This is a genomic window from Nocardioides sp. 31GB23 (assembly GCF_040012395.1).
Taxonomy (GTDB): Bacteria; Actinomycetota; Actinomycetes; order Propionibacteriales; family Nocardioidaceae; genus Nocardioides; species Nocardioides salarius.
This window is the reverse complement of record NZ_JBDYKJ010000025.1, coordinates 22258-41706: the sequence shown is the minus strand read 5'-3', so window position 1 is coordinate 41706 and position 19449 is coordinate 22258. Positions and strand designations below refer to the sequence as shown.

General features: G+C 73.9%; 16 protein-coding genes. 6 read left to right on the top strand and 10 right to left on the bottom strand.

Annotated elements, in window-relative coordinates; all coding sequences use genetic code 11:
• Positions 1–68 precede the first annotated feature (68 nt).
• Positions 69–692, top strand: coding sequence for a DUF3000 domain-containing protein (locus ABKW28_RS10035; protein WP_341231602.1), 624 nt, complete (start codon positions 69–71; stop codon positions 690–692).
• Positions 692–2086, top strand: coding sequence for an HRDC domain-containing protein (locus ABKW28_RS10030; RefSeq protein WP_348608924.1), 1395 nt, complete (start codon positions 692–694; stop codon positions 2084–2086). Before ABKW28_RS10035 ends, ABKW28_RS10030 begins: the two co-directional genes overlap by 1 nt.
• Positions 2087–2139: 53 nt before the next feature.
• On the opposite strand, the gene ABKW28_RS10025 is transcribed toward ABKW28_RS10030, so the two are convergent.
• The 5 genes from ABKW28_RS10025 to ABKW28_RS10005 all read right to left on the bottom strand — a co-directional run bounded on the left by ABKW28_RS10025 (position 2140) and on the right by ABKW28_RS10005 (position 10446).
• Entirely contained in the window at positions 2140–3537 is a 1398-nt protein-coding gene (locus tag ABKW28_RS10025) for an extracellular solute-binding protein (protein ID WP_348608921.1), read from the bottom strand.
• Positions 3538–3640: 103 nt separating this feature from the next.
• Positions 3641–4105 (bottom strand): type II toxin-antitoxin system PemK/MazF family toxin, encoded by a 465-nt coding sequence (locus ABKW28_RS10020; RefSeq protein ID WP_348608919.1) that lies wholly within the window; start codon positions 4103–4105, stop codon positions 3641–3643.
• 186 nt (positions 4106–4291) lie between these two features.
• A complete protein-coding gene (locus ABKW28_RS10015; protein ID WP_307823033.1) occupies positions 4292–4897 on the bottom strand; it encodes a hypothetical protein in 606 nt (201 codons plus the stop codon).
• A 37-nt stretch (positions 4898–4934) separates the two neighbouring features.
• The gene (gene hrpA / locus ABKW28_RS10010; protein WP_348608916.1) at positions 4935–8837 is read right to left on the bottom strand and encodes an ATP-dependent RNA helicase HrpA; all 3903 of its coding nucleotides are present in this window, start codon (positions 8835–8837) and stop codon (positions 4935–4937) included.
• Between the two features lie 70 nt (positions 8838–8907).
• Complete coding sequence (locus ABKW28_RS10005; RefSeq protein WP_348608914.1) at positions 8908–10446, bottom strand: hypothetical protein; 1539 nt, start codon at positions 10444–10446, stop codon at positions 8908–8910.
• Positions 10447–10689: 243 nt separating this feature from the next.
• Between ABKW28_RS10005 and rocD the strand changes: the two genes are divergently transcribed.
• On the top strand, positions 10690–11916 hold the full coding sequence (rocD, locus tag ABKW28_RS10000) for an ornithine--oxo-acid transaminase (protein WP_341229749.1): 1227 nt from the start codon (positions 10690–10692) through the stop codon (positions 11914–11916).
• A 31-nt stretch (positions 11917–11947) separates the two neighbouring features.
• Here rocD and ABKW28_RS09995 read toward each other — a convergent pair whose 3' ends face one another.
• Positions 11948–12559 carry a TetR/AcrR family transcriptional regulator gene (locus tag ABKW28_RS09995; protein WP_307823032.1) on the bottom strand — a complete coding sequence of 204 codons (612 nt, stop codon included), beginning with the start codon at positions 12557–12559 and terminating at the stop codon, positions 11948–11950.
• Positions 12560–12608: 49 nt separating this feature from the next.
• Between ABKW28_RS09995 and ABKW28_RS09990 the strand changes: the two genes are divergently transcribed.
• From ABKW28_RS09990 to ABKW28_RS09980, 3 genes are read left to right on the top strand one after another with little or no spacing between them, the layout of a single operon-like run.
• Positions 12609–14174, top strand: a complete 1566-nt coding sequence (locus ABKW28_RS09990) for an NAD(P)/FAD-dependent oxidoreductase (RefSeq protein WP_348608911.1) — start codon at positions 12609–12611, stop codon at positions 14172–14174.
• Positions 14171–15013, top strand: coding sequence for an SDR family NAD(P)-dependent oxidoreductase (locus tag ABKW28_RS09985; protein ID WP_348608909.1), 843 nt, complete (start codon positions 14171–14173; stop codon positions 15011–15013). Before ABKW28_RS09990 ends, ABKW28_RS09985 begins: the two co-directional genes overlap by 4 nt.
• Before the next feature lie 31 nt (positions 15014–15044).
• Entirely contained in the window at positions 15045–15590 is a 546-nt protein-coding gene (locus ABKW28_RS09980) for a DUF402 domain-containing protein (protein WP_348608906.1), read from the top strand.
• Here ABKW28_RS09980 and ABKW28_RS09975 read toward each other — a convergent pair.
• From ABKW28_RS09975 to ABKW28_RS09960, 4 genes are all read right to left on the bottom strand, one after another.
• Positions 15587–16960 carry a threonine/serine exporter family protein gene (locus ABKW28_RS09975; RefSeq protein WP_348608904.1) on the bottom strand — a complete coding sequence of 458 codons (1374 nt, stop codon included), beginning with the start codon at positions 16958–16960 and terminating at the stop codon, positions 15587–15589. The two genes, ABKW28_RS09980 and ABKW28_RS09975, sit on opposite strands and share 4 nt — an antisense overlap.
• 74 nt (positions 16961–17034) lie before the next feature.
• Complete coding sequence (locus tag ABKW28_RS09970) at positions 17035–18147, bottom strand: FUSC family protein (RefSeq protein WP_348608901.1); 1113 nt, start codon at positions 18145–18147, stop codon at positions 17035–17037.
• A 33-nt stretch (positions 18148–18180) separates the two neighbouring features.
• Positions 18181–18573: a hypothetical protein gene (locus tag ABKW28_RS09965; RefSeq protein ID WP_348608899.1), complete on the bottom strand. Its 393-nt coding sequence runs from the start codon at positions 18571–18573 to the stop codon at positions 18181–18183.
• Positions 18574–18725: 152 nt separating this feature from the next.
• A complete protein-coding gene (locus ABKW28_RS09960) occupies positions 18726–19397 on the bottom strand; it encodes an HNH endonuclease family protein (protein ID WP_348608896.1) in 672 nt (223 codons plus the stop codon).
• Between the last annotated feature and the right edge of the window lie 52 nt (positions 19398–19449).

Below are 19449 nucleotides of genomic sequence, written 5' to 3'. Positions count from 1 at the left end.
GGCAAGGGTCGCAGGTGCCACGGCGTGTTCGCACATCGGTTCGACGCCCTCGCGCCTACCCTGGGGGCATGGTCGTCCGCCAGGAGACGCACCCCGGCGCCGGGGTGCCCGCTGCCCCCGCCGAGTTCACCGCGGCCGTCGCCGGGCTGCGCACGGCGCGCCTGCGACCCGAGGTGCTGTGCGAGGAGATGCCCGCCCCGCAGCGCATCGCGCCCTGGTCCTCGGCCCTCAGCGCCGACGTCACCGTCGACGACACCGACGTGGCCACCGGGCGGATCATCCTGCTGCACGACCCCGAGGGCAACGACGCCTGGGGCGGCACCTTCCGCTGCGTGGCCTACGCCCGCGCCGAGATCGAGGTCGACCTGGTCAGCGACCCGCTGCTGGCCGGCGTCGGCTGGAGCTGGCTGACCGACGCGCTCGACGCGCACGGCGCGGCGTACTCGCACCAGTCCGGCACCGTCACCCGGGTGGCCACCGAGGCCTTCGGCTCGATGTCCGAGGAGGGCGGGACCGCCCAGATCGAGGTCCGCGCGTCGTGGACCCCGGCGCTCGGCGACGACGGGGTGCCCGACACCGCCCCGCACGTCGAGGCCTGGGGCGAGCTGCTGTGCACCGCCGCCGGTCTCGAGCCGGTGCCCGACGGGGTCGCGGTGCTGCCGAGCCGGCGCGGTCAGCGCGGCGCGCGCTGATGGCGACCCGCTCCGAGGAGGTCGGGCCCACCGGCTCGGCCGAGCCCACCGACACCACCGAGACCACCGCCCCCACCCCGTCTGTCGAGCAGACCGAGCCGGTCGAGCCCGTCGAGGAGGTCGAGCCGGCCCCGCTGCTGACCCTGCGCGACGGGCTCGGCGAGGTCGTCGACACCGAGGCGGGGCTGCTGGCGCTGTGCGAGGCGATCGCCGGCGGCCAGGGGCCGGTGGCCATCGACGCCGAGCGGGCCTCGGGCTACCGCTACTCCAACCGGGCCTACCTGATCCAGCTGCGCCGCGAGGGCTCGGGCACCCACCTGCTCGACCCGATCGCCTTCGAGGGCCTGGCCCCGCTGCAGGAGGCCATCGGCGAGGCCGAGTGGATCCTGCACGCGGCCACCCAGGACCTGCCCTGCCTGCGCGCCGAGGGCCTGTGGCCCACCGAGCTCTTCGACACCGAGCTGGCCGGCCGGCTGCTGGGCTACCCCCGCGTCGGCCTGGCCACCCTCGTCGAGACCCTCATCGGGCGCCGGATGAAGAAGGAGCACTCGGCCGTCGACTGGTCGACGCGTCCGCTGCCGCGGCCCTGGCTCGAGTACGCCGCCCTCGACGTCGAGGTCCTCATCGAGCTGCGCGACCTGATCGCGGACGAGCTGGTCGCGACCGGCAAGGACGACTGGGCGCGCCAGGAGTTCGACGCCCTGCGCGGCTTCGAGCAGCCGGTGCGTGTCGATGCCTGGCGGCGTACGTCGGGCCTGCACAAGGTCCGCGGTCGTCGGGCCCTGGGCGCGGTGAAGGCGATGTGGGAGCTGCGCGACGAGATCGCCGAGCAGCGCGACGTGACCCCGGGCCGCATCGTGCCCGACTCCGCGTTGACCGCCGCCGCCACGGCTCCCACCCTGCCCACCGACCGCGCGACCCTGATGGCGCTCAAGGGCTTCCACGGGCGTGGCGCCGACCGCTACTCCGCGCGCTTCGCCGCCGTGCTGCGCGAGGTGGCCGAGCTGCCCGAGGCCGAGCTGCCGGCGCGCAACCCGCGCACCGACGGCCCCCCTCCCCCGCGCGCCTGGGCCGACCGCGACCCGGTCGCCGCCCGCCGCCTGGTGCTGGCCCGCGAGGCGATGAGCGCGCTGGCCGAGGAGCACGGCATGCCGCTGGAGAACCTGCTGACCCCCGACTCGCTGCGCCGCGTGCTGTGGGCGCCGCCGTCGACCCGCGATCCGCAGGAGCTGGCCGAGGCCGTCGCCGAGGCGCTCGCCGCGATGGGCGCGCGCCCCTGGCAGGTCGGCCTCGTCGGCCCCGTGGTGGTCGACGCCGTGCTCGGCGGCGACGTCGAGCCCGAGCCGCCCGCCGACCCGATCGAGCCCGGGGCTGCCGAGCCCGCGGGCGGATAGTCCCAGACGTTCCGCACCGCCCACCCGCGCGTCGCGGTGAGCAGGGTCAGGGACTATCCCTCGGAGTCGGTCTCCCCCGAGTCGGACTCCTCGGTCTCGTCGGCCTCCGGCTCCAGCACCTGGCGCGACAGCTCGTCGATCACCTCGGTGGCGGTCTCGAGGTCGAGCACGCCCGGCGCGTTGACCAGCTCGGCGATCGGCCCGTCCACCAGGCGCTGCAGCTGGGTCCAGGTGTCGAGCAGCGGGGGCACCCGCATCGAGCGCACGGCCGAGGTGAAGACGTCGGAGCGGTCCGGCTGCAGGGCGGGCTGGGTGAAGTCCTCGGTGAGCGCGACCTGCTGGTTGGCCGGCACCAGGTAGCCGGTGCGGGTCAGCTCGCTGACCACCTCGTCGGAGATCATGTGCACCAGCAGGTCGGCGGCGTCGGCGATCGACTCGGTGGCGGGGTTGAGGCACAGGCCGGTCAGGTCGCCGATGGTCGCCGAGGAGTCGAGCGTCGGCATCGGCAGCACGTCGAACTCCAGGCCCTCGACGTCGCGCAGCTCGGGCACCAGGTCGCGGTAGCCCGCGATCATCCCGAGCCGGCCGCGCTCGAACCACTCCTGGGCCGTGGCCTTGTCGAGCTGCTCCTCGGTGAGGGTCAGGCTCGGGCGGCGCAGCAGCTCGAGGGTGCGCTCGAGGGCGTCGCGCGACTCGTCGCTCGAGAGCGCCAACGAGGTCGGCGTGTCACCGTCGTCGAAGATCTCGCCGCCGCCGGAGTAGACGAACGGTGCCAGGCCGCGCAGGGACGGCTCGATGTAGACGCCCTTGCTGCGCCGGCGCGGCTTGGTGGCGAACTCGGCCGCGGCCGCGAACTCGTCGAAGGTGAAGCGGTTCGACTCGGGCGAGGGCGTGTCGAGCTCGAGCTCGACCATCCGCTCGAAGTCGACGAGGTCGGTGTTGCGGTAGATCACCATCGGTGAGACACCGAAGGGCATGCACTGCAGCCGGGTGTCGGCCGAGAACGCCTCGAGGGCGTCGCGCGAGTAGCCGTCCCCGAACTCGACCGAGCGCTCGTCGAGCAGCTCGTCGACCGGGGTCGCGTAGCCCTCCTCGCGCAGGAAGGTCAGGTCGCGCCGCGAGGCGAGGTAGACGTCGGGGCTGGCCTCACCGGCGCGCAGGGCGTCGTCGAGCTCGTCGCGGTCGGCCCACGACTCGAGGGTCACCGTGCTGGTGGTGGAGGTCTGGTTGTACTCGTCGACGACGCGCTGGTAGCCCGCGACCTCCGCCTCCTTGCCCCACACGGCCAGGGTCAGCTCCGTCTTGGCCTGCGGCGCCGGCACCGGGTCGGGCCCGGGCAGCGGCTCGCCGTTGCCGGCGTCGCTGTCGCACGCGGTGGCCACGAGCCCGAGGGACAGCAGGGCGACGATCGTGGCCGCACCCCGCCGGGCCTGCCTGCGCTTGCTCTCCACTGCCACCTCGTCCGTCGGGGATCTGCCGCGCCACCCTATCCAGCACCGCCGCGAGGCCGGGGCCGAGCACGGTCACGATCGCGCAACGTGAGCAGCCTCTCCCTCACCCCAGGCGGTGGAAGCGCCGGGCCCGGGCGACGACCGCGTCGAAGACCGGCCGGTCCAGCGCCGCACCCTCGCGGCGCACGTGGGCGGGGTCCAGGCGCAGCAGCCGGTCGAGCCGCACCTCGCTCGGGCGTCGCTCGCGGTCCCAGCCGCCCGAGCCGACGTCCATCCAGTGCCGGCCCCAGCGGGCCTCGTCGGCGGCGTCGCGGTCGTGGTCCTGGCTGGTGAGCATCAGCCCGTAGACGTGGGTGCGGTCGGAGGCCAGCAGCAGCACCGGGCGGTCCTTGCCCTGCGAGGCGTCCTCCTCGTAGGGCACCCACGCCCACACCACCTCGCCCGGGTCGGGCCGCCCGTCGCTCAGCGGCGCGTAGCGCACGCGGGGGACGCGTCGCAGCAGCCGCCCGCCCGCGCGGGGGGCGCTCGATCGGCGGGCCTTGGCGAACGCCTTCGACACGATGCTCATGAGGCACGTGATGGTACGCCGGACCGGGAGCGCCTCACGGCGCGTGGCCGCTCGTAGCGGCTATATGTGGGACCCGGGGCTGCCGCGGTCCGGCGCACCGTGGTCCAGCATAAACGCTGAGCCGCACGACTCAAGTCCGGTCTGCACAGGTGCGCCCAGGCGCCCGGCCAGCGCTCGGGCCGGCGCTCAGGCCAGGCGCCCGGCCAGCTCGGCGTGGCCCGCGGCCTCGAGCTGCTCGGCGACCGCGAGCATGCGGCGTACGTCGTCGTGGACGGTGTCGGCGCGACCCGCGCGGCCGGCGCTGACGACCCGCGCGAAGGCGGCGCCGCGGAAGAGCACGTCGGCGAAGTCACCGCTCGCGATCCCGCGCAGCACCTCGTCGACCATCGCCTTGAGCTCCTCGGGGCCCGGCGGCTCCGCGACCCCGGCGACCACGCGGGCGACGGGTGCCCGGCTGCGGCCCTCCTCGAACTCCCCCGCGGCACGCACCGGCTCGGCGTGCACCCAGGCGCGCAGCAGGTAGAGCCGCCACAGGCAGCCGGCCAGCGAGTCGGCGGGCGAGCCCGCCCAGACCTCGGCCACGGCCTCGATCCCCTCGGTGTCGGCCAGGTGCAGCAGCCGCTCGGCGACCGCCTCGTCGTCGCTCTCGCGGGCCCCGCGCACCAGGAGCTGGGCGGCGCGGTCGGCGGCCTCGGTGACCAGGGCGGGATCGACCCCGCCCTCGACGTCGTCGAAGAAGGCGCTGGTCATCTGCATCGGGCGGTGGTGGGGCCGTGGCTGCTCGCTGCTCACCTGTTCCACGCTACGCCGGGGGTGGCCGGGGGTGGGCTCAGCCCAGCACCTTGCGGATCCGCTGGTCGGAGACCGGCCCGTCGGTGCCCAGCTGCTGGGCCCACAGCGAGACGCGGTACTCCTCCAGCATCCAGCGCACCCGGCGCAGCGCCTCGCCCGGTGGGCGGCCCTCGGGCAGCGCGGCCAGGCGGTGCAGGTAGGACTCCTGCAGCTCGGCCACCGCGTCCATCAGCCGCCGGTCCTGGCTCACCGCCAGGTGTCCGCCGTCGAGCTTCTCGCGCCGGGCCAGCAGCGCGGCGAGGTAGGTGGGGTAGCGGCGCAGCCGCGCCGGGCCGGCCTGGGCGACGAAGCCGCGGTGCACCAGCCGCTCGAGCTGGGCGCGCATGTCGGTCAGCGCCGGCAGCACCATCATCTCCGCGCGCCCCGACAGCGTCTTCTCGGCGCGCCGCCACACCTCCAGCACCCGCACCACGTCGGCCAGCACGCCGCGCAGCCGGGCCTCCAGGTCGCCGCCCACGACCCCCAGCAGCGCGTCGTACGCCGCCCGGGTGCGCACCGCTGGCCGCGCGTCGACGGCGTCCTGCACGACCGCGGCCCGGCAGTCCTCGAGCAGCTCGGCCACCGAGGAGTAGGGCGAGCCGGCGAGGCCGAGCTTCTGGGCGTTGTCGAGGCTGTCGAGCACCCGCTTGACCGAGGCGTCGCCGCCGCGGTCGAGGTCGAGCAGCAGCAGGCGGCGCACCCCGAGCCGGTGCCGGGCGTCGCGCTCGTCCTCGGAGCCGGCGACCTGCAGCCCCACGGTGGCGCCCTCGTCGACGAGGCCGGGGAAGGCGGTGACCTCGTGGCCGGCGCGCTTCTGGGTGAAGGAGGACTCGAGGTCGCCGAAGACCCAGGTGGTCTCGCCGGTGCGGGCCAGGCCGGAGTCGGTGGCCACGTCGGCGAGCGCCTGGGTGAACTGCCCGCGCAGCGGCGCCTTGAGCGCCTCGAGATCCTTGCCGCGGGCCTGCTCGCGGCCGTGGTCGTCGACGACGCGGTAGGTGGGGCGCAGGTGCTCGGGCACCTTGGCCCAGTCCCACGCCTCGCGCGGCACCACGACGCCGGCGGTGGCCCGGCACCAGCGCTCGAGCGCGTCGAGCAGCGTCTCCTCGCCCGGCGGCGTGTCGCGCAGGAAGTCGCGGGCCCGGTCGGGGGCGGGCACGAAGCTGACCCGCAGGTTCTTGGGCAGGCTGCGGATCAGGCTGGTGACCAGCTCCTCGCGCAGGCCGGGCACGTTCCAGGAGAAGTCGTCGGCGGCGACCCGGTTGAGGGTGGCGACCGGCACGTCGATGGTCAGGCCGTCGTCGGCGGCGCCCGGCTCGAAGTGGTAGGCGATCGAGAAGGTCAGCCCCTCGCCCTCCCACTGCTCGGGGTAGTCGTCGGCGCGGACCTCCTCGGCGGTGTCGTGGGTCAGCATCGAGGGGTCGAGGTCGAGGAGCCGGCCGTTGCGCTGGCGCTCCTTCTTCCACCACTGGTCGAAGTGAGCGCCGCTGACGACCTCGGGGCCGACCCGGGCGTCGTAGAAGTCGAAGAGGGTCTCCTCGTCGACGACGATGTCGCGCCGGCGGGCCCGGTGCTCGAGCTCGGCGGCCTCCTCGAGACGGGCGCGGTTGCGCTCGAGGAACTTCTGGTTGGTGCGCCACTCCCCCTGCACCAGGGCGTGGCGGATGAACAGCTCACGAGCGACCTCGCGGTCGACCTTGCCGTAGGAGACGAGCCGGTCGGCGACCAGCGGGACGCCGTACAGGGTGGCGCGCTCGTAGGCCATCACCGCGGCGCGCTTGGTGCTCCAGTGCGGCTCCGACCAGGTGCGCTTGACCAGGTCGCCGCCCAGCCGCTCGGCCCACGCGGGGTCGATCGCCGCCACCTGGCGCGCCCACAGCCGGCTGGTCTCGACGAGCTCGCCGGCCATCACGTACGCGGGGTTCTTCCGCGACAGCGCGCTGCCGGGGAAGATCGCGAAGCGGGCGCCGCGGGCGCCCTGGTACTCGCGCATCGGGCGGCGGCCCTTGGGCTTGGCCCCCGGCGGCGGCTTCTCGCGCTCCTCCAGCAGCCCGATCTGGCTGAGCAGTCCCGAGAGCAGGGCCTGGTGGATGCCGTCGGCGTCGTACGCCGCGCCGCCCGACGAGCCGCTCCCGCCCAGGTCGAGGCCCATCTCCTTGCAGACCTGGCGCAGCTGGGACTCGAAGTCCTGCCACTCGCGCACGCGCAGGTAGTTGAGGTGCTCGCGCTTGCACATCCGCCGGAACGCGCTCGAGCTCAGCTCCTTCTGCTGCTCCTTGACGTAGCGCCACAGGTTGAGCCAGGTGAGGAAGTCGGACTCCTCGGCGTTGAAGCGGGCGTGCTGCTGGTCGGCCTGTGCGCGCTGCTCGGCCGGCCGCTCGCGGGGGTCCTGCAGGCTCAGCGCAGCGGTGATGACCAGCACGTCGCGCAGGCAGCCCAGGCGCTCGGCCTCGAGCACCATCCGGCCCAGGCGCGGGTCGAGGGGCATCCGGGCCAGCCGCTGGCCCACCCGGGTCAGCCGCGGCTCCTTCTCGCCGCCCACCTGCAGGGCGCCGAGCTCCTCGAGCAGCTGCACGCCGGAGGCGACGTTGCGCCGGTCGGGCGGCTCGACGAACGGGAAGCCGGCAACGTCGCCGAGGCCCAGGCTGGTCATCTGCAGGATGACGCTGGCCAGGTTGGTGCGCAGGATCTCGGGGTCGGTGAACTCGGGGCGGCCCTCGAAGTCCTCCTCGGAGTAGAGCCGGATCGCGATGCCGGCCGCGACGCGGCCGCAGCGCCCGGAGCGCTGGTTGGCCGAGGCCTGGCTGATCGGCTCGATCGGCAGCCGCTGCACCTTGGTGCGTGCGGAGTAGCGCGAGATCCGCGCGACGCCGGTGTCGACGACGTACCGGATGCCCGGCACGGTCAGCGAGGTCTCGGCGACGTTGGTGGCCAGCACGATGCGGCGCCCGGTGTGGGAGGAGAAGACGCGGTGCTGCTCGGCGGCCGAGAGCCGCGAGTAGAGCGGCACCACCTCGGTGCCGCCACCGCGGGTCGAGGTGGTCAGCTCGGCCAGGGCGTCGGCGGTGTCGCGGATCTCGCGCTCGCCGGGCAGGAAGACCAGCACGTCGCCCGGACCCTCGGCGCTCAGCTCGCGCACCGCGTCGACGATCGCCTCGGTCTGGTCGCGCTGCACCGGCTCGCCCTCGTCGTCGTCCTCGCCGAGGTCGAGGAGGGGCCGGTAGCGGACCTCGACGGGATAGGTGCGACCCGAGACCTCGACGACCGGCGCCGGGTTGCCGTCGCGGTCGGCGAAGTGGGAGGCGAAGCGCTCGACGTCGATGGTGGCCGAGGTGATGACCAGCTTGAGGTCGGGCCGGCGCGGCAGCAGCCGCTTGAGGTAGCCGAGCAGGAAGTCGATGTTGAGGGAGCGCTCGTGGGCCTCGTCGATGATGATCGTGTCGTACTTCCACAGCATCCGGTCGCGCTGCAGCTCGGCGAGCAGGATGCCGTCGGTCATCAGCTTGACCCGGGTGGAGCGCGAGGTGCGGTCGGTGAAGCGCACCTGGTAGCCGACCACCGACTCCTCGCCCAGCGGCCGGCCGAGCTCGTCGGCGATCCGCTCGGCGACCGAGCGGGCCGCGATCCGCCGGGGCTGGGTGTGCCCGATGAGCCCGCCGCGCTTGCGGGTCTTCCCGTCACGCGCGGTGTGCTCGGTGGAGCGCCCCCGGCCCAGCTCGAGGCAGATCTTCGGCAGCTGGGTGGTCTTGCCCGACCCGGTCTCGCCGGCGACCACGACGACCTGGTGGTCGCGGATCGCCTCGGCGATGTCCTCACGGCGCTGGGTGACCGGCAGCTCGGGCGGGTACGAGATCTCGAACGGGCTGCTGCTCGGCTCGGGTGCCGTCGTACCTGCCGCGTCCATGACCCGCCGATCCTCTCAAACACCCCCACACCCGGCCGACTCGGCTGGTTCGAACGAGCCGGGTCGGCGCTCAGCCGGTGGCGACGTCCACCAGCTCGCGGTAGCGACCGCGCACCCGGTACTCGTCGACGTCGTAGCGGCTGCCCTGGGTCAGGCCGACGTGCCAGATGATGTAGGGCCGATCCGTCTTGCGGTCGTGCACCATGTCGTCGCCGACCTCGTCGAGGCGCCACTCCTTGTAGCGGCTGCCCAGCTGGGTGCGCTCGACGAGCCGACCCTTCCGGTCCTCGAGGTGGACGACGAGGTAGGGCAGCGCGCCGTTGCGGTGCCGCTTGGAGCGGCCGCCCCTGACGCGCAGCTGGACCTTCTCGTAGCGGCCGCCCGCGGAGGGCGGGAGGTAGACGCCGTTCGCGGTGACGGCGTGCTCCTGGTCCGCCTTGTCGCAACGCAGCCCCGAGAACAGGCCGATCGATCCGGGGACCCGGCGCGAGGACGGGCTCTTCACCCGCGCGCACCGGCCCACGTCGCGGTCGATCTCCACGTCGGTCGGGCGCAACCGCAGGTCGATCTTGCGCTCCGCCATGCGCTGGGCCACCACCGAGACCGTGGTCTCCACGGGCGCGCTCCGGTTGCCCGCCCGGTCGACCAGGGTCGTGCGCACGAGGTAGTCGCCCGTGGGCAGGCTCCTGCCGTTGCGCTCGCCGCGCCAGCTCGTGACCCAGAGCCGCTTGCCCGGACGCTTGCCGAGCCCGCCGCGCGCGACGACCTCGCCGGCGGCGTCCTCGGCCACGTAGCTGCCGCCGGCCACGTCGGCGGGGCCCGAGACCTTGATGGTGGTGGTGTCCTGGTACTCGTCACGCGGCGGGTAGACCGTGTCGCGGGACAGGCTCAGCGAGCCGATGACCGGGGCGGTCCGGTCCACCACGACGGTGCCGCTCACCTCGCCCTCCAGGTCGCCGTACGTCGTGGAGGTGTGGGAGAGGCGGGCCCGCAGCACGTGCGCGCCCTCGGGGAGCCCTGCGGGGACGACCGGGTAGAAGGTCAGCCTCGAGCCCGCCGTGAGCCGGCGCGCCTCGTACCCGGTCTGCCCGCTGGCCAGCGGAGCTGCCGAGGGGTCGGGGCCCAGGACCTCCCAGGCGACACTGCCCTCCCCGGCCGGGAACGGGCTGTCGATGGTGGCGCGGGCGACCACCTTGCCCTCAGCCACCCGGACGGTGCGGCCCCACGACGCGTGCAGCGCGCGCAGCACGACGAGGCGCGGCGAGCGCGCGATCTCGGTGCAGGACCGCTTCACGCAACCCTCGACGCGGACGACGCTCTTGCCGTCCACGGGAAGCCCGACCACGGTGGGGCCGTCCAGGGCCAGCTCGGTCCGGTGCCCCTGCCAGGAGGCTCGTAGCCGGTCGTAGTCGTTGTCGGCGACCTCGACGACGTACTCGTCCCGGTCGGGGTTGATCCCCCTGACGTCGGGGAAGACGACCGTGGCGGACCGGGAGCCGACGTCGACACCGGCGGCGTCCTCGGCGGAGACGGGGGCCGTGACCCCCAGGAGGAGGGCGGCGAGGAGGAGAGCGGAGAGCACGGAGGCGTGCGCGCGCGGGAGGAGCATGGAACGGTCCAGACGGTCGGGCGGAGCGGCACCAGACCGCGTGTCAGGCGGCAGGGTATGCCGCGACGGCGCCCCGACGGTCAACGCCCCGGCCGCGGGGGCGGCTGGCGCCGCCGTACGATCGCGCGCGATCTTGGTTTTCGGGCTCCGATCTGCTCCCCTGGGAGTCGTAGCACCGCACGATCTCCCACGACCTGCACGCCGATGCCGTGCCGGCCACCTTCGACGCAGCAGGAGGAAGCCATGACGGCGTCCGCGACCGAGTCCCGCTCCAGCAGCGAGCTGTTCCAGCGCAGCGAGGCCCGCACGGCCCGCAACTACAAGCCGCTGCCGGTCGTGGTCGAGCACGCCGAGGGCGCGTGGATGACCGACGTCGAGGGCAACCGCTTCCTCGACCTGCTGGCCGGCTACTCCGCGCTCAACTTCGGCCACAGCCACCCCGAGCTGCTGCGCGTCGCGCACGAGCAGCTCGACCGGCTCACGCTGACCAGCCGCGCGTTCGTGCACGACCAGTTCGCCGACTTCTGCGCCGAGCTCGGCGACCTGTGCGGCAAGGAGCTGGTGCTGCCGATGAACACCGGCGCCGAGGCCGTCGAGACGGCCATCAAGGTGATGCGCAAGTGGGGCTACGAGGTCAAGGGCGTCACCCCCGGCCAGGCCAAGATCATCGTGGCCACCGGCAACTTCCACGGCCGCACCAGCACCATCGTCGGCTTCTCCGACGACCCCGACGCCCGTGACGGCTTCGGCCCCTTCGCCCCCGGCTTCGAGATGGTGGCCTACGGCGACATCGCCGCCGTGGAGGCCGCGATCGACGAGAACACCGTCGGCGTGCTGATGGAGCCGATCCAGGGCGAGGGCGGCGTCGTGCTGCCCCCCGACGGCTTCCTGCGCGACCTGCGCGAGCTGTGCACCCGCACCGACGTGCTGATGGCCATGGACGAGATCCAGGCCGGCCTGGGCCGCACCGGCAAGACCTTCGCCTCCGACCACGAGGACGTCGTGCCCGACCTCTACGTGCTCGGCAAGGCGCTCGGCGGCGGCATCGTGCCGGTCTCGGCCGTCGTCGCCGACCGCGACGTGCTCGGCGTCCTGCAGCCCGGCCAGCACGGCTCCACCTTCGGCGGCAACCCGCTGGCCTGCGCCGTGGGCCTGGCCGTGGTGCGGATGCTGGCCACCGGCGAGCACCAGGCCCGCGCGGCCGAGCTCGGCACCATCCTGCGCGAGCGCCTCGAGGCCCTGGTGGGCCACGGCGTGCTGGCGGTGCGGGTGCGCGGGCTGTGGGCCGGCATCGACATCGACCCGGCCGTCGGCACCGGGCGCGAGGTGTGCGAGGCCCTGATGGCCCGCGGCGTGCTCGCCAAGGACACCCACGGCTCGACCATCCGCCTGGCCCCGCCGCTGGTCATCTCCGCCGAGGACCTCGCCTGGGGCCTCGACCAGCTCGCCGAGGTCGTGCGCGGAGCCTGAGGGCCCGCGCCGGTCCGCTCCCGCGCCGGCCCTACTGCTGCTCGGGCAGCAGCTGGGCCAGCGCCGGCAGCGAGCCGGCGATCAGCGCCAGCAGCTCGTCGCGGGAGACCCCGTCGGGCTGCACCTTCCAGCGCAGCACCAGCTCCTCCACCATCGCCGCCCAGCCGCGCGCCAGCAGCCGGGCGGCGGGGGTGTCGGGCACCAGGTTGCCGTTCGGGTCCTCCTCGAAGATCCGGTCGGTCAGGGCCCGCCGGGCGTCCTCGTAGATCTCGCGCAGCGTCTCGTTGCCGCTGGCGGCGCCGCGCACCAGCGACAGGTAGCCCTCGTAGTTGGCGTCCACGTAGTCGACGTAAGCCGTGACCGAGACCAGCAGCCGGTGCACCGGGTCACCCTCCACCGGCGGCGCGGTCTGGCTGACCAGGTCGTCGGCCGCACGGCGCACGACCGCCTCGTGGAAGGCGTGCTTGTTGCCGAAGTAGTGGTAGAGCAGGCCTCGCGAGATGCCCGCCTCCTCCGCGAGCAGGTCGATGCTCAGCTCGTCGACCGAGCGGGTGGCCAGCAGCCGCACGCCGAGGTCGAGCAGCTGGGAGCGGCGCTGCTCGGGGCTCAGCCGGGTGCGGGGTGCAGGCGTGTGGGGACTCACGAGCACCATTCTATTGACACTCATTCAATAGCCGCAATAGCGTGCACGCATGTCCACTGCCGCTCCCTCCCGCACCCGGACCGTCGACCACCTCGTCGTCGGCGCCGGCTTCGCCGGCCTGTGCGCCGCGATCAAGCTCGCCGAGGACGGCGAGCACGACCTGGTGGTCGTCGAGAAGGGAGGCGACGTGGGTGGCACCTGGCGCGACAACAGCTACCCCGGCGCCGCCTGCGACGTGCCCAGCCAGCTCTACTCCTTCTCCTTCGCGCCCAACCCCGACTGGTCGATGTCCTTCTCGCCCCAGCCGGAGATCCAGGCCTACCTGCAGCGGGTGGCGCGCGAGTCGGGGGTCCTCGACCGCGTCGAGCTGCACAGCGCGTTCGTCGACGCGGCGTGGGACGACGCGACCCAGCGCTGGAGCGTCGTCACCCAGGGCCCCGAGGGCCGCACCACCTGGACCTCGCGCACCCTGCTGATGGGCGCCGGCAGCCTCTCCGAGCCGCGGCTGCCCGACATCGAGGGCATCGACGACTTCGCCGGCGAGGTCTTCCACTCCGCACGCTGGGACCACTCGGTCGACCTGCGCGGCAAGCGGGTGGCCGTCATCGGCACCGGCGCCTCGGCGATCCAGATCGTGCCCGAGCTGCAGGAGGTCGTCTCCCACCTCGACCTCTACCAGCGCACCGCGCCCTACGTGCTGCCGCGCCACGACCGGCGCTACACCGCCCTCGAGAAGGCCGCGCTGCGCCACGTGCCCGGCCTGCAGCGCGCCTACCGCTCGGCCATCTACTGGGGCCGCGAGACCTACGTGCCGGCCTTCACCGTCGACGCCCGGATCGCGCTGCCGGCCAAGAAGGCCGCGCTGGCCAACCTGCGCAAGGCCGTGGCCGACCCCGACCTGCGCGAGCGCCTCACCCCGACCTTCGAGCTGGGCTGCAAGCGGGTGCTGATCTCCAACCGCTACTACCCCGCCGTGGCCTCCGACAACGTCGAGCTCGTCACCGACCCCATCGCCCGGGTCAGCGCCACCGGCGTCGTGAGCGCCGACGGCACCGAGCGCCCGGTCGACGTGCTGGTGGTGGCCACCGGCTTCACCGCCACCGATCTGCCCTTCGCACACCACACCACCGGTCGCACCGGCCGCACGCTGGCGCAGCGGTGGGACGAGACCGGGATGGCCGCCTACAAGGGCACCACGGTGCCGGAGTTCCCCAACCTGTTCATGCTGGTGGGCCCCAACACCGGGCTGGGCCACTCCAGCATGGTCTTCATGATCGAGTCGCAGGTCGCCTACGTGCGCGACGCGATCGCCACGCTGCGCCGCGACCGCTACGCCAGCGTCGAGCCCACCGAGCAGGCCACCACCACCTTCAACGACGACCTGCAGCGCCGGATGCGCCGCACCGTGTGGTCCACCGGCGGCTGCTCGAGCTGGTACCTCGACGAGCACGGGCGCAACACCACGCTGTGGCCGCGCTCCACCTTCGCCTTCCGCCGGCTGCTGGCGCGCTTCGACGTGTCGGCGTACGCCGTCACCGCCGAGCCCGGCTCCCCCGGCTCGCCCACGACACCCCCGCACCCCAGCAGCACCGACCGAGAGGCAGTGACCGCATGAAGAACCTCCGCGACAAGGTCGTCGTGATCACCGGAGCGGCGTCCGGCATCGGCCGCGCGCTCGCGCTAGACCTGGCCGGCAAGGGCGCCCTCCTGGCCCTCAGCGACGTCGACGAGACCGGGCTGGCCGGCACCGTCGAGCTGGCCCGCGCCGCCGGCGCGCGCGAGGTCCGCGGCGACCGGCTCGACGTGGCCGACCGGGCCGCCTTCGAGGCCTACGCCGAGGCCGTGGTCGCGCACTTCGGGCGCGTCAACGTCGTGGTCAACAACGCCGGCGTCGCGCTGGCCGGCGACCTGCTCGACCTCGAGTACGACGACATCGACTGGATCATCGGCATCAACTTCTGGGGCGTCGTGCACGGCACCAAGGCGTTCCTGCCCCACCTGATCGCCTCGGGCGAGGGCCACGTCGTCAACATCTCCTCGCTCTTCGGGCTGATCTCGATGCCCGGCCAGAGCATGTACAACGCCGCCAAGTACGCCGTGCGCGGCATGACCGAGGCGCTGCGCGAGGAGATGCTGGTCGCCGGGCACCCCGTCGGGGTGACCTCGGTGCACCCCGGTGGCATCAAGACCGCCATCGCCCGCAACGCGCGGGTCTCCGCGCGCGAGGACAAGACCAGGACCGCCGAGCTGTTCGACAAGAAGCTGGCCCGGATGACCCCCGAGAAGGCCGCGCAGATCATCGTGCGCGGCATCACCCGCAACCAGGCGCGGGTGCTGGTCGGCATCGACGCGCACGCCCTGCACCACCTGGCCAAGCTCACCGGCTCGCGCTACCAGGACATCATCGCCAGGAGCGCCAAGAAGGTGCTGCCGCAGGACGCGACGGTCGTCTGAGCCGGCCGGTCCCACGGCTAGGGTCGGGCGGGTGAGCCTGCCCGACCCCCGCCCGGTCCGCGTCGAGATGAGCAAGTGGGGCGAGCGCCCGCACTGGTCCTTCGACGGGCTGCTGCTCGGCGAGGACGAGTGGGGCGACTGGATCGGGGTGCCCGCCGGGGTGCTGCACGAGCGACCCGGCGCGCGCTTCCACTCCGCCGTCGACACCGTCACCCTCGCCCCGCGCGAGGGCTGGTACGCCGCGACCTTCCACGCCCCGGGCATCTGGGCCTCGGTCTACGTCGACCTGGCCACGCCCCCGGTCTGGGACGGTGACGTGCTGCGCTCGGTCGACCTCGACCTCGACGTGGTGCGCACGTCGAAGGGGCGGGTCTACGTCGACGACGAGGACGAGTTCGAGGAGCACCGGGTCGCGTTCGGCTACCCGGACGAGGTCCAAGCCGCGGCCCGCGAGTGGTGCGGACGCGTGCACCGGCAGGTCGTGGCCGGCGCGACGCCGTACGACGGGCACGCCCAGCGGTGGCTGGACCACCTCGCGGCCACCACCGGCGCCGGCTGCCGGGACCGGGCCCGCTAGGAGCCGTCGGTCTCCTCGGCCTCGCGGGCGGCCTCGGCGCGCTTGCGCCGGCGCCGACGGGTGCTGCTCATGACGTGCACCGGGCCGACCAGGCGCGGGCCGGCCAGGCGGGCCTCGACGCGCTGCGCCTCGCGCTTGAGCGGCTGGGCGACGTACTCGCCGAGGATCACGCCGCTGGCCAGCGCGATCGCGACCGAGATCGCCGCGACCATGGCCAGCAGGCCCGGCGAGGTCGCGCTGCCACCCTCGCTGAGCAGGGTCAGGCCGCGGTAGATCGACAGGCCGGGCAGCATCGGCACGATCGCCGGCACCACCACGACCAGGGGCGGCACCCGCATCCGCCCCGAGACGGTGAAGCTGACCAGGCCCACGAAGAGGGCCGCGATCGCCACCGACCAGGCGCGCCCGACCTCGGCGAGCTCGATGACCCGGCTGATCGTGATGGCGGTGCCCGCCACCAGCGCGATCGGGACGAGGATGCGCCGCGGCGCGTAGGTCGAGTAGGCGAAGGCGGAGGCGGCGATGGCCGAGCCGAGCGCCAGCATGCCGGCCGACTGCAGGTTGGCCACGCCCGGCTCGAGCTGCGGGATGCGCACCCCCAGCGAGCTGGCCACGCTCAGGCCGCCCGTCACCCCGGCGATGATCCCGGCGGTGGCCAGGAACGCCTCGAGCAGGCGGGCCGAGGCGGTGACGTAGAAGCCGGTGAGGGCGTCCTGGAGCGCTCCCATGAAGCCGATGCCGGCCAGCAGCATGATGATGTTGGCGGTCACGACCAGCGACACGTTGACCGAGAGCGGGGTGGCGCCCACGCCCAGCGCCAGCAGCGTGGCGACGCCGCCGCCCACGACCTGCTGGTAGAACGACGGCATCCGGCGGCGCTGCATCCGGTCCTGCACCTTGTCGATGAGGATCGCCGAGACCACCGCCAGCGCGATCACCAGCAGCCCGCCGCCCAGCTGGATCGCGACGCCGCCGCACATCAGGCCCCAGCCGCCGGTCACGGCCCAGCGCCGGCGGTCGTGGCCGGTGGAGACGATCTGGGCGAGCTCGCTGCGCGCCTCGTGCACGTCGACCAGGCCGTCGAGGACCCGGCGCACCAGGTGGTCGACCTGGGTCAGGTGGTCGTAGTCGATGGCGCGGCGGGTCACCTGGCGGGCCGACGCGAGCGCCGGCTCCTCCGGGTTGGCCTGGTAGGACATCGCCAGCGAGGTGAAGGTGATGTCGACGTCGGCGTTGCGCATGCCGAGCTCGCGCGCCACGCCCTGCATGGTCGCGGTGACGTCGGCCGCCCCGGCGCCCGAGGAGAGCAGCAGCTCACCGACCCGCAGGCACAGGTCGATGGTGAGGTTCGCCTCGCGCGCTTCGAGCATGCTGCGATGGTGGCAGGTCGCCGCACGCGACTCGAATCCCCCACGACGTGGAGTCGCTCACGTCGACCAGAGCCTCAGCCCGGCGGTGGCGGCAGCGTGTCGGTGGCCTCCAGCTGGCCCATCCCGGTGAGCATCAGCAGGTCGACCACGATGGAGCGCAGCTGGGCCAGCACCACGTCGCCGGTCATCTCCGGGGAGCGCTCGACGCGGCCCGAGTCGAGCCCGACGCGCACCAGGAACGAGCGCGCCGCGACCGGCACCCGGTCGGTCGCCAGCTCGGCCGCCACGACGTCGACGGCGTGCGCGAGGTCGCGGGCCAGCTCGGCGTACGACGACGGGACGGGGCGGCGGTGGTAGGCCGCCACCGCGACCTGGCGCATCAGCACCCGGGTGCTGCGGATCGCGCGGTCCAACGGCGAGACGACGTCGACCATCCGCCGGATCTCGGGCCGGTGCCGCACCCGGAACGGCGAGGACGCCACCACCGCCATGCCCTCGTCGGCCGCCGCCTTGAGCTCGCGCAGCAGCGGGTCGGTCGAGCGGGCCTCGGCGAGCAGCTCGAGGCCGCGCTCGGCGTCGCCGTCGACGATCACCTCGGCGGCGCCGCGCAGCAGGTCGGCCTGCTTGCGCAGCACCACCGCGGCCTGCTCGCGAGGTCGGCGCAGCGGGGCGGCCGGCACCACGGTCGCGGCCAGCAGCGCCACCGCGCCCCCCACCAGCGCGTCGCTCCACCGGGTCAGCGACTCGCCGGTGCCGGGCAGCAGGGCGACCACGAAGACCGACTGGATCGCGGCCTGGTTGACCAGCAGGGTGCCGCCGTCGAGGAGCACGGCCACGGTCATCGCCAGCCCGACGATCACGCCCAGCTGCCACCAGCCCGCCCCCAGCCAGGCGACCAGCAGGTCGGCCAGGCCGACGCCCACCGCCACGCCCACGGTGACCTCCGCGACGCGGCGCAGGCGCTGGCCGTAGGAGGTGCCGAGGCTGACCACCGCGGCGATCGGGGCGAAGACCGGCACGCTGTGCCCGAGCAGCTCGGAGGCCACCAGCCACGCGACCGCGGCGGCCACTGCGCACTGGGCGATGTGCCAGCGCTTGGTCTTCCACCGGGCCACGCGGCCGCGGTAGGACGAGCGTCCGCGCGCCAGGCCACGGTTCCAGAGCTCGTCGATCGGGGCCGCTGCCATGGCTCGATCCTGCCACCGCCGGGCGGCACGGGCTCAGCCGACGCGACGGGCGTACTTGATCGCCTGCTTGAGGTCGGCGAGGTCGCGGTACCAGACCTTGACCTCCTTGCGGCAGCGCACCCGCCCGATCTTCTTGGGGTACTCCTGGCACTCGGCCATCGCCTCGCTCGTCGTGGGCGGGAACTGGGTCGAGCCGTCGTAGTGCTGGATGCCGAAGCCACCGTCGGCGTTGCCGGTCACGCGCATGATCGTGTCGGGCGCGGGAGCGCGGGTGTCGCGCGCGGACTCGGTGGCCTGCGCGGCGCCCACCACCAGGCCGGTGCAGACCGCGCCGGCGCCGAGGGCCACCACCAGTCGGCGCCCCGCGCCGGCTCGCGGGCCCGGGCGGGACTGGTGGGCGGGGCGGTGCTGGGTGGAGGTGGTCATGTCTGCTCCCGAGGGGTCCGGCACCGGCGGTTCCGGTGCTCGTCGGGAACGCTAGGAGCCGCTGCACCCCGCCGTCGGTGGGCGACAGGCCCCTGGGGACGGCCCCGCCCCGGACCCGCCCTGTGCACGCTGACCGGCCCGTACGCCGGCGCTCAGCGCGCCAGGGTCACCGTGATGGTGCTGTCGCTGCACCCGGAGGCCACCGACGACAGCGCCGACCGCTCGGCGGCGTCGACGCTCAGGCGCCAGCGGTGCTTGACCGCCACCCACTCGCGAACGTAGCGGCAGACCCGCTGGGCGGGCAACCAGTCCGCCGGGTCCTGGTCGCTCTTGGACTGGTTCACGTTGTCGGTCACGCCGACCAGGCTGCGGTAGTCGTCCAGGTCGTTGGCGAAGGCCTCGCGGGTGGTCGAGGACCACCCCGAGGCGCCCGAGTCCCAGGCCTCGGCGAGCGGCACCATGTGGTCGATGTCGACGTCCGAGGTGTCGGTCCACGAGACGCCGTCGTAGTAGGAGAACCAGCGTCCGCCGGTCAGCGAGCAGCCCGAGCCCACGGTGACCGGGTCGTCGGCCTCGGCGATCAGCACCTCGTTGCGGGTCGAGCAGCCGTCGCCGTCGGCATCGGTCCAGTGCTTGAAGAGGGTCCGGCTGTAGCCGGTGCGCACCTCGGAGGCAGCCACCAGGTCGCCGATCGCCACGCTCAGCGGGGCGGAGTACTGCTGGGCCGCTGCGGCGGCAGGAGCGGCGCCCACCGCCGGCAGCACCACCGCCGACCCGCTGGTAAGGAGGGTGAGGACCAGGGCGGTCACGAGTCGGCGCAGCACAAGAGCTCCCGGTGGGACGAGCACCGGCTCCCGAGCGAGCCGACGCGGTGCG

What these genes read in the sequence shown, in the direction of transcription:
- ABKW28_RS10035 (WP_341231602.1), top strand. Translation starts at nt 69, where the DNA reads ATGGTCGTCCGCCAGGAGACGCACCCCGGCGCCGGGGTGCCCGCTGCC.
- ABKW28_RS10030 (WP_348608924.1), top strand. Translation starts at nt 692, where the DNA reads ATGGCGACCCGCTCCGAGGAGGTCGGGCCCACCGGCTCGGCCGAGCCC.
- ABKW28_RS10020 (WP_348608919.1), bottom strand. Translation starts at nt 4,105, where the DNA reads ATGAGCATCGTGTCGAAGGCGTTCGCCAAGGCCCGCCGATCGAGCGCC.
- hrpA (WP_348608916.1), bottom strand. Translation starts at nt 8,837, where the DNA reads ATGGACGCGGCAGGTACGACGGCACCCGAGCCGAGCAGCAGCCCGTTC.
- ABKW28_RS10005 (WP_348608914.1), bottom strand. Translation starts at nt 10,446, where the DNA reads ATGCTCCTCCCGCGCGCGCACGCCTCCGTGCTCTCCGCTCTCCTCCTC.
- rocD (WP_341229749.1), top strand. Translation starts at nt 10,690, where the DNA reads ATGACGGCGTCCGCGACCGAGTCCCGCTCCAGCAGCGAGCTGTTCCAG.
- ABKW28_RS09990 (WP_348608911.1), top strand. Translation starts at nt 12,609, where the DNA reads ATGTCCACTGCCGCTCCCTCCCGCACCCGGACCGTCGACCACCTCGTC.
- ABKW28_RS09985 (WP_348608909.1), top strand. Translation starts at nt 14,171, where the DNA reads ATGAAGAACCTCCGCGACAAGGTCGTCGTGATCACCGGAGCGGCGTCC.
- ABKW28_RS09975 (WP_348608904.1), bottom strand. Translation starts at nt 16,960, where the DNA reads ATGCTCGAAGCGCGCGAGGCGAACCTCACCATCGACCTGTGCCTGCGG.
- ABKW28_RS09970 (WP_348608901.1), bottom strand. Translation starts at nt 18,147, where the DNA reads ATGGCAGCGGCCCCGATCGACGAGCTCTGGAACCGTGGCCTGGCGCGC.
- ABKW28_RS09965 (WP_348608899.1), bottom strand. Translation starts at nt 18,573, where the DNA reads ATGACCACCTCCACCCAGCACCGCCCCGCCCACCAGTCCCGCCCGGGC.